This window comes from Pseudoalteromonas sp. SG44-8 (genome assembly GCF_014164125.1).
Lineage (GTDB): Bacteria > Pseudomonadota > Gammaproteobacteria > Enterobacterales > Alteromonadaceae > Pseudoalteromonas > Pseudoalteromonas rhizosphaerae.
This window is the reverse complement of sequence record NZ_JACJEQ010000038.1, coordinates 24360-32426: the sequence shown is the minus strand read 5'-3', so window position 1 is coordinate 32426 and position 8067 is coordinate 24360. Positions and strand designations below refer to the sequence as shown.

General features: G+C 40.6%; 11 protein-coding genes. 2 read left to right on the top strand and 9 right to left on the bottom strand.

Annotated features, from left to right (window positions below; all coding sequences use genetic code 11):
- Positions 1-196: 196 nt before the first annotated feature.
- The 3 genes from H5163_RS19305 to H5163_RS19295 all read right to left on the bottom strand — a co-directional run bounded on the left by H5163_RS19305 (position 197) and on the right by H5163_RS19295 (position 2566).
- A complete protein-coding gene (locus H5163_RS19305; protein WP_182735759.1) occupies positions 197-1408 on the bottom strand; it encodes a TonB family protein in 1212 nt (403 codons plus the stop codon).
- Positions 1409-1417: 9 nt separating this feature from the next.
- Positions 1418-1792, bottom strand: a complete 375-nt coding sequence (locus tag H5163_RS19300) for a BlaI/MecI/CopY family transcriptional regulator (RefSeq protein WP_145239968.1) — start codon at positions 1790-1792, stop codon at positions 1418-1420.
- An 81-nt stretch (positions 1793-1873) separates the two neighbouring features.
- Positions 1874-2566 carry a pseudouridine synthase gene (locus H5163_RS19295; RefSeq protein ID WP_182735758.1) on the bottom strand — a complete coding sequence of 231 codons (693 nt, stop codon included), beginning with the start codon at positions 2564-2566 and terminating at the stop codon, positions 1874-1876.
- A gap of 85 nt (positions 2567-2651) precedes the next feature.
- Here H5163_RS19295 and H5163_RS19290 point away from each other — a divergent pair, with 85 nt between their 5' ends.
- Both H5163_RS19290 and H5163_RS19285 read left to right on the top strand, forming a co-directional pair.
- The gene (locus tag H5163_RS19290; protein WP_182732290.1) at positions 2652-2957 is read left to right on the top strand and encodes a DUF6482 family protein; all 306 of its coding nucleotides are present in this window, start codon (positions 2652-2654) and stop codon (positions 2955-2957) included.
- A 46-nt stretch (positions 2958-3003) separates the two neighbouring features.
- A complete protein-coding gene (locus H5163_RS19285; protein ID WP_145239962.1) occupies positions 3004-3414 on the top strand; it encodes an N-acetyltransferase in 411 nt (136 codons plus the stop codon).
- Here the strand turns inward: H5163_RS19285 and H5163_RS19280 are convergent.
- The 6 genes from H5163_RS19280 to dapF are packed head-to-tail and all read right to left on the bottom strand — an operon-like array spanning position 3407 to position 8049.
- Positions 3407-3763, bottom strand: coding sequence for a HopJ type III effector protein (locus tag H5163_RS19280; protein ID WP_145239960.1), 357 nt, complete (start codon positions 3761-3763; stop codon positions 3407-3409). The genes H5163_RS19285 and H5163_RS19280 overlap by 8 nt on opposite strands.
- An 8-nt stretch (positions 3764-3771) precedes the next feature.
- Positions 3772-4884 (bottom strand): retroviral-like aspartic protease family protein, encoded by a 1113-nt coding sequence (locus H5163_RS19275; protein WP_145239958.1) that lies wholly within the window; start codon positions 4882-4884, stop codon positions 3772-3774.
- A gap of 17 nt (positions 4885-4901) precedes the next feature.
- Positions 4902-5615 carry an HAD-IA family hydrolase gene (locus H5163_RS19270; protein ID WP_149982187.1) on the bottom strand — a complete coding sequence of 238 codons (714 nt, stop codon included), beginning with the start codon at positions 5613-5615 and terminating at the stop codon, positions 4902-4904.
- Positions 5616-5627: 12 nt separating this feature from the next.
- Positions 5628-6593, bottom strand: coding sequence for a tyrosine recombinase XerC (locus tag H5163_RS19265; protein ID WP_145239954.1), 966 nt, complete (start codon positions 6591-6593; stop codon positions 5628-5630).
- Positions 6590-7222: a DUF484 family protein gene (locus tag H5163_RS19260; RefSeq protein WP_145239952.1), complete on the bottom strand. Its 633-nt coding sequence runs from the start codon at positions 7220-7222 to the stop codon at positions 6590-6592. Before H5163_RS19260 ends, H5163_RS19265 begins: the two co-directional genes overlap by 4 nt.
- Positions 7219-8049: a diaminopimelate epimerase gene (dapF, locus tag H5163_RS19255; RefSeq protein ID WP_145239950.1), complete on the bottom strand. Its 831-nt coding sequence runs from the start codon at positions 8047-8049 to the stop codon at positions 7219-7221. The genes H5163_RS19260 and dapF overlap by 4 nt, the downstream gene beginning before the upstream one ends.
- Between the last annotated feature and the right edge of the window lie 18 nt (positions 8050-8067).

The window sequence follows — 8067 nt, the reverse complement described above, 5'->3', positions numbered from 1 at the left end:
ATAAATACAGTGATAACAAGGCGTAAATTTTGACATGTAGTTGTTCTACTTGAAAAAATTATAACGCAGTTAGCGCTTTATTTAGCTCGCTAGAATGGTTAAATATTTAAGTCGATTGGTATAAGCTTTGTTTTTTAAAACGCTAAAGCAAGCGGCTTCAATAAGGCGCTTGCTTTAGGGTCTTGGTTGTTAAAATTTACTTAGCCGCAACAGTCACCTTTTCAATCAGTTCTTCTGATTTGTAATTACTGTCAATTGCAAAGTCTAACTGTACCAATACATCTTTAAAGCCTGAATTTGAAGGCTTATATTGCCATTGCATTAGCGCTTTTTTTGCCTCTTTATCGAATACTCTTTCAGGTTTGGCATTCACAACCGACACATTTTGTGTCTTTCCGGCTGGGCTAATATCGTATTTTAATACTACTGAACCGCTGATACCTTGTTCAGCTGCCTGTATCGGGTAAATAGGCTCAATACGCATGATGGGTGAAATAGCTTGCACCTTACTTATTGCTTCAGGTTGTTTTGCGATAGCAAAGCTGCTGATCATACCCGCTGCAAAAATAAGTAAAGCGCCTTTGGCAATAATTGAGCTATTGCCGGTGTGTTTGATTTGATTGAGTCGTTGTAACATCGTGTTTTTATCTCCATAGTGTGAGTAAGCTATTAACCCTGCACGGCTATTTGCTGCACAGTTGATCAGAGCTTTACTGTATAAAATGCGTTGTTGAGTAGTTTTATTGGTCAGTACTTTTTCGTCGCACGACAGCTCTTGCAAGCGTCTAAAGCTCATGTAGCCAAGCCAAGCCAGTGGATTAAACCAAATCAGCAATGTGGCCATTAATGCCAGCGCATTAAATAAATTATCGGCGCGTTTTATATGTACTTTTTCATGTTCAATGATCAGCGTTAACGCAGTGCTATCAATGTGTTGTGTATAGGCGGTTGGTAGGACTAGCTGATTACTGAATAGCCCTATAACCATTGGTGTACTAACGGCGCTACTTTGTAATAGTTGCATGTCGGGATGTGCGTCAATCAGCACTTTATCATCAAGATTGGTTAATCGTAATTGGTTGATAAACCGCAGGTGTACCACGATGGCAGTTAACGCCAGTATGCTAAATATAGCGCTATAAACTAGTACCCAACTAATACTAACCGTTGTTGAAAAACCTTGCTTGGGGCTGATCAGCATAGTGCTAATGACGTTGTTTGGCAGCGGCTTAAAATGCTCTGGCATATTTGCTAGCAGTAATGTGATTGGTAACATTAGCCATAACTTATAGACAAAGTTAGCATTGAGCCATTTTAGTGAATAGCGTTCTAAAACCAGCAAACTGAGTATCAGTAAGCTGATTAATAGTTGCTGCTCAAGAAGCCAGTTAAAGGTGTTTTCTAACATATTAAGCCCTTACTTTTGCTGTTTTTCCCAGTCATCAATCACCTTTTTAAGTTCGTTGATGTCTTGTTGAGAAAGTTGCTCAGATTTAGCAAAACCGCTGACTAACGGCGCGATACGGCCACTAAAAAAACGCTCAATAAAATTTTGACTTTCTTTTAGCGTGTATTCAGCGCGTTCCATGCAAGGAGTGTAAATATACTGGCGGCCATCTTTTTCAAAGCTGAGTGCGCCTTTTTTTACTAACCGACCGAGTAAGGTTTTAATGGTTTTTTCGTGCCATTGTTTATCGTCGCTTAAACGCTCGATAATTTGGCTTGCTGTAGCAGGGTAGTTCAGCCAAAGTGCATCGAGCACTTCAAATTCTGCTTTTGATAATTCAATCATATATATATTGCCTACAGGTGTAATCTTTAACTTAAGATTACACCTGTAATCAAACTTTGCAACTATTTTATATAAAAATAATTAGTTTTTTAAAATGTCAGATTTATTTATTTTACGATAGGTATTTTCTGGCAGGCTTAGGGTGGCCAAATTAAGCTCGGCAATTTGTTCTCGGTAAAGATCAATCACTTTATAGCCACAGTAATGGGCCATTTTTCGGATTTGGCGATTCAGCCCTTGCTTTAAAATAATACTAAATTGGCAGTCGGCTACTTTCTCCACGGTGCATGGCAGTGTGATATGTTTATCAACAGGCACACCATTTGCCATTTTTTGGCTAAAGCCATCATTAAGCGGTTTATCAACAGTGACTAAATAACGTTTTGGCTGGTGGAAGTCAGGATGGATCAGCTGATTACAAAATTCACCATCATTAGTCAGTATTAACAGACCACGAGAATCTTTATCTAGCCTGCCAATGGGGTATACGCGGGTGTCTGTTGGTAGATGGTGAATTAAGCTGCTAGAGTCATGTTGATTGAGTTTACAATCAATTCCTACCGGTTTGTGATAGGCATAATAAACGCGCGTTGCTTTACCTTGTACGCGCGTGTTATTGACGCGTATATCGTCGTTATCATCAACGTGATCAATATGATTGGCTGGGCGGTTATTTACGCTCACCACACCTTCATCAATCAGCCGCGAGGCTTGTTTACGAGAACAAACGCCAGCATGGGCAAGGTATTTAGCTAGACGAGTTTTCTCGCTCATAAATTAAGTCGCTTCGGTTTAAATTGATCAAAGTATATCAAAGCAACGTACAGATAACTTAATCCACTGTAAAAAGGGTTTCACCATGGCGATAAAATTATCAGAACTTAAAAACCATCAGCCTTTGCAAAAAGTTATTGTTCACTCATTGGAAATGGCTTTATACCAAGTGTCGGTGATGATCAACAATGTTGAGTATTATGTAACGGATGAGCAGGGGGAGTTTATTCGTGGCTTAAGCCCATTGCATATTCAAAAACGACTCGACCACCTTAGTTATGCGCAAATGGTATTGCGTCATACCAGCGCATACGATGAAATGTGTGGCCAGCCTGAAAAAGTGGGCAGTAATATGCTTGAGGTGCCTTACGGTAAAAATCATTTATATTAACTTGTTAGTCATTTAAACTGACCTTTTAACTTGGTAAAAAGCGACCATGTATCAGTTTGAAAATGATGATTCACAGGTATTAGAACAGTTATTGCGTGAGCAAATAGTTGCTTATAATCAAGCTCACTTTGATGCACAAAGACTGCCATTGGGGTGTAAATTTGTTGATGAAAATCAGCAAGTGGTGGCGGCTGTAGCTGCTCAATTATTTGGTAACTGGTTACAAATAAATTGGCTTTGGTGTGATGAAAAAGCACGCGGTCAAGGCCTAGCTAGTAAGTTACTTAGCGCGATCGAATTAAAGGGTAAGCAGTTAGGTGCGCTGCAAGTTCAGCTTGATACTTTAGATTTTCAAGCTAAACCATTTTATGAACATCGTGGTTATGAAGTTAAATATCAACTCGATAATTATCCTCGCTCTGGCACCCGCTACTTTATGGAAAAATCACTTAGTTAGCTGTTAATGGTTCGCCATCAAAAGTAATGCCCAAGAAGGGGGTTACTTCTGGTGCTAACATAAATGTGCGAATGTTCATGTGATCGTGCTCATTAGGATTGCCAAGTACATCATCACGATAAAACGCGCCAAAGCAATCTAGAGTATTTTGTTTACTTAGTTGGTTTAGTTTAGCAAAAGCAAAAATTTTACATGAGCCATTATTTTCACCAACGGCACTTTTTAAGCCGTGGTTATTGAATGCGCAGGCTGTAAAAGTATAGTTTGCTTCAATCACTGCCATCGTATCGGCAAATGCAATGGTGTGTGGCTCATTAGCCAGACGGCTTAAAAAATCGTTGAGTGTCATAGTCATCCTTATTTAGCTAACTCTAGCTGATTAGTTTGTTGATTAATATTAAATTTAAACAACTGTAAAAAATTCATGCCGAGTAATCCATACCCACTATGGTTATCAATTACTAACACTTCAAAGTTTTCAATATATTGCTGGCCAATTAAAATTGAATCAAGTTGGTAACGTTTTGCGATTACTTGGCCGTTGGCGGTATTGATGCTTAAGCTATCAATATAGTCGGGTATTGGCCGTAATGCTTGAAATACGTTATTTGGTAATACGGTAAAGCTTGCCCCGGTATCTATCATTAGTTGGGTGTTGAGCGCATCGTTGATTTGCATATCTAATAAATAGTGTGCGCCGTATGGACGTAATGGCACCAGATCAATACCGCTTTGCGCTTGTGCTATGCGTGTTTGTAATTCAGCAACTTTCGCTTGTAATGGATGCTCCAAAGGAAAGCGATCTAATGTTGCTTGCGCGCTTAGCAGGTCACCGAGATGGTAATACGCATTAGCGAGTGCGAATAAGTAATTAGGATTTTCGTTATCATAATCAAGCCACACTAAGGTTTGATTAATGGTTTTTTGCCACGCGTGCTGCTCTGTAAGCGTTTTTATTTGTGCCATGGTCAATTGTATTAAACGCATATTAATGGCTGCTTGCTGGCTTTCATTGGCAAGTGATTGCAATGATAATAACGCAACAATAGCTTGGTGTAGCTGCTGGTTTTTCACTAAACGTTCGGCATCAAGCTGTAACATATTTATATCGTATGGATAGCTATTTAAAAATAATTGCAAAAAAGTCTCAGCAACTGTGAGCTCATTATTTTTTAACCAGTTATCGAGTTTATCTAACCATAAAAAGTAAAGTTGTTCAGCTTGTAATGGCTGGCTTGTAGTTAATGCTTGGTAGCTGGCTAAGGCAGCCGTAAACTGTCGCTGATTAAATTGCTGTAGAGCTTGCTGATAGAGTGATTGCTGATTGTTTTCAACGATAACTGATGGCGACAATTTAACGGCTGCTTGTGGGGCTGTTGCTTGCTGTTGTGGCCACAATAAATAGCCATTAAGTGCCACTGATAGCAGTAGCAGCAGCGTGATAAATTTAGTAACAGCAGTCCCTTTCATTGCTCGCTCCTAGAATATTATGGCTGGCTTAAAAAGTGTTTAAGCGCTTGAATATCAGTTATTTCAATATCGGCTAAGCCTTTGTAGGCATATTTAGCTGGTTGGTCATTTAACCAAAGTGACTGACAACCCGCATTATGCGCACCTTGTACATCGGTGTCTAAACTATCACCAATGTGCAAAATGTGCTGGGTTGGGACGCCAAGCGCGGCGGCGGCCTGTTCAAACATCGTGGTATGAGGTTTAGCTTTACCGTGAATACCTGCTTGTAAAACCAGTTCAAATACACCATTTAAGTTAAAACGTTCAATTTCTACATTACCATTGGTAATAGCAATTAAGCGATAGCGTTTACTCAGTTGTGAAAGTAAATCGAGCACTTTATCATCCACTACAATTTGGCTGCGGGCATCAGCAAATGCTTGATAAGCATTATTAGCATGGTGTTCGAGCTCTGCGTTTTGATAACCGAGCTTTGCCAGTGCTGTACGCAGAGTGCTTTTGCGCCACTGCGTAACATTGTCGACTAACTCGGGGTTATCAAGTAGCGCCTGCTCACGGCACTGTTGCCAATAGTCTTTACCTTGTGCTTGCCAGTTTGGCAATGCATTTAGATAATTTATCTGTGCTTGAACGGCTGCTGTAATTATCGGATGGTTATTGTATAAGGTGTCGTCTAAGTCAAAACTCAATACGGTAAAAGGTGAAATGGCACGATTAAAGCGGATCATATAAGCTCCTTGCTAGTCGGTATTTGAACGTTTTTTAGCGCGAGGGTGCGTGTTGTCATACACTTTAGCTAAATGCTGAAAATCTAAATGGGTATACACTTGGGTGGCCGATAAACTGCTGTGACCCAATAACTCTTGTACTGCTCGCAAGTCACCCGATGATTCTAAAATATGTGATGCAAATGAATGGCGTAATTTATGTGGGTGTACTTGGCTGCTAATACCTTGTTTTATTCCCCACTCTTGCATGCGAAGTCGAACGTGACGTGCTGAAATACGGCACTTTTTGCTACTGACAAATACTGCAATTTCTTCTGGATGAGCAAATTGAGGGCGTAGTTTAAGCCATTTATTTAATGATTCTAGCGCTTTGCCTCCCACTGGTAACAGGCGTTCTTTGTTGCCCTTACCGCGGACTAATATTTCCCCCGCACTGCGATTTATATCTTGTATATTGGCACCAACTAACTCACTAATTCGTAAGCCAGACGAATACATCAGCTCCATCATCGCCTGATCGCGAACTGCAAGAGGATCATCATCGTGAATATCAAGTAACCGTGCCATTTGGTCTACATCAAGGTTTTTAGGCAGGGGTTTGGCAAACTTGGGGCCTTTGATTGCTTCTGCCGGATTATGATAATGGTTTTGTTGACTGTTATCTTTGGTCTTTAAAAACTTATACAAACTGCGAATGCAGCTGAGCTTTAAACTAATCGTACGGCCACTTAGTTGCTTGCTTCTAAGCTGCATGCTGTAACGGCGTATATGCTCACCCTGTACGCTTGACCAATCATTACACAGTTTGCTGAAATACAATGCAGCGAAGTTAAGTTGGCTGGTGTACTGGCTGATAGTGTGTGGTGAGTATTGTCTTTCGAAGCGCAGATAATCACTAAATAATAGGATTGGCGTGCGCCACTTATCGCTTAGTTTGTCACATAATTGATCAACATTTGGCGGCTGCTGCTCGCTCATGCCTGCTCTAGTTCCAATTCCAACAGTCTAAGTTGCAGTGAGCGAACAAACTCAAGTACAAATAAACTATCTTTTGCCGGTTCGAAGTGGTTTGCATCATCACTGCCAAAGGCCAAAATAGCGATAGGGTGCTGACTGTTACCAATTAAATAGAGCGCAGTTGATTGTGTAGCAGGGCTGAACAGTAAATCTCGCTCTTGCTGATTTACGCGACCCAGATAAACGCCATTATGCTCTAAGCGGTGTTCAATTAGTTGCGCAAACTTTTTATCATACTTAAGCAAGTGGCATTCATTAATCGCCGGATTAGTACAAATAATATTGCGTAAGTTTATTGCTAAAGTTTTAAAGTCGTAGTTAGTCCAAAGCTGGCGATGACACTCGCTGAACAAGCCATAAATTAGCTCATTTTCTTTTGCGTGCTTAATTAAGCTGTCAATTTTGCTTTTCAACATGGTGTTGTGTTCACGCAATTGACGCTGTTGAATGTGCACTAATGAGGTTGCGCCTTGCGCTTGCTGCAGCTCAAGTTGGGCTAATAGTGCTGGATTTTGAGCTAAAAACAATGGGTTTTGTTGTAAAAACTCACTCACTTGCTCACTAGTTACTTTGTCGTTTGAGTTACTCATAAAGCGACCTGCCCATCAAATACATGCTCTGCAGGGCCGGTCATTCGCACTGGATGGCCTTCACCTTGCCAGCGAATTTGCAAACTACCGCCCGGTAAATCGACCTGTACTGTAGTGGATAATTTACTTTGAATTTGGCCAATTACCATTGCTGCACATGCGCCTGTACCGCAGGCGAGCGTTTCGTTAACGCCACGTTCCCAAACTCGCAATTTAATATGCTCAGAATTAATCACTTGCATAAAGCCCACGTTAACGCGCTGTGGAAAACGTTCATGATTTTCAAGTAGCGGGCCTAAAGTGCTGACGTCAGCTGTCTCTATATCATCAACTTCAAGTACACAATGTGGGTTACCCATTGATACTGCACCACTAAATACGGTGTGTTCTTCTGCTCGAATAATATAAGTCAGTTCACGCTTAGTCGCTTTGAGTGGAATTTTGCTCGGTTCGAAATTAGGGTGACCCATGTTGACGGTGACTTGGCCATCTTTTTCGATGTATAAGGTTAAATTACCTGATTTGGTAGATACGGTGACTTTATGTTTATTTGTAAGGCCTTTCATCCGTACAAAACGGGCAAAACACCGAGCACCATTGCCGCATTGTTCTACTTCGTTACCGTCAGCATTAAAAATACGATAATGGAAATCAAGATCCGGAGAATAAGGCGCTTCAACCATTAATAGTTGGTCAAAGCCGATGCCGAAATGGCGATCTGCCAGTTTTTTTATTTGGTCTCGTGACAAGAAAACGTTTTGTGTAATGTTATCAATTACAACAAAATCGTTGCCTAGGCCGTGCATTTTGGAAAAATTAACTAACATAGCGCTCTAATTCGGGTT

Coding starts and splice junctions, on each gene's coding strand:
- H5163_RS19305 (WP_182735759.1), bottom strand. CDS start 1,408: ATGTTAGAAAACACCTTTAACTGGCTTCTTGAGCAGCAACTATTAATC.
- H5163_RS19300 (WP_145239968.1), bottom strand. CDS start 1,792: ATGATTGAATTATCAAAAGCAGAATTTGAAGTGCTCGATGCACTTTGG.
- H5163_RS19295 (WP_182735758.1), bottom strand. CDS start 2,566: ATGAGCGAGAAAACTCGTCTAGCTAAATACCTTGCCCATGCTGGCGTT.
- H5163_RS19290 (WP_182732290.1), top strand. CDS start 2,652: ATGGCGATAAAATTATCAGAACTTAAAAACCATCAGCCTTTGCAAAAA.
- H5163_RS19285 (WP_145239962.1), top strand. CDS start 3,004: ATGTATCAGTTTGAAAATGATGATTCACAGGTATTAGAACAGTTATTG.
- H5163_RS19280 (WP_145239960.1), bottom strand. CDS start 3,763: ATGACACTCAACGATTTTTTAAGCCGTCTGGCTAATGAGCCACACACC.
- H5163_RS19275 (WP_145239958.1), bottom strand. CDS start 4,884: ATGAAAGGGACTGCTGTTACTAAATTTATCACGCTGCTGCTACTGCTA.
- H5163_RS19270 (WP_149982187.1), bottom strand. CDS start 5,615: ATGATCCGCTTTAATCGTGCCATTTCACCTTTTACCGTATTGAGTTTT.
- H5163_RS19265 (WP_145239954.1), bottom strand. CDS start 6,593: ATGAGCGAGCAGCAGCCGCCAAATGTTGATCAATTATGTGACAAACTA.
- H5163_RS19260 (WP_145239952.1), bottom strand. CDS start 7,222: ATGAGTAACTCAAACGACAAAGTAACTAGTGAGCAAGTGAGTGAGTTT.
- dapF (WP_145239950.1), bottom strand. CDS start 8,049: ATGTTAGTTAATTTTTCCAAAATGCACGGCCTAGGCAACGATTTTGTT.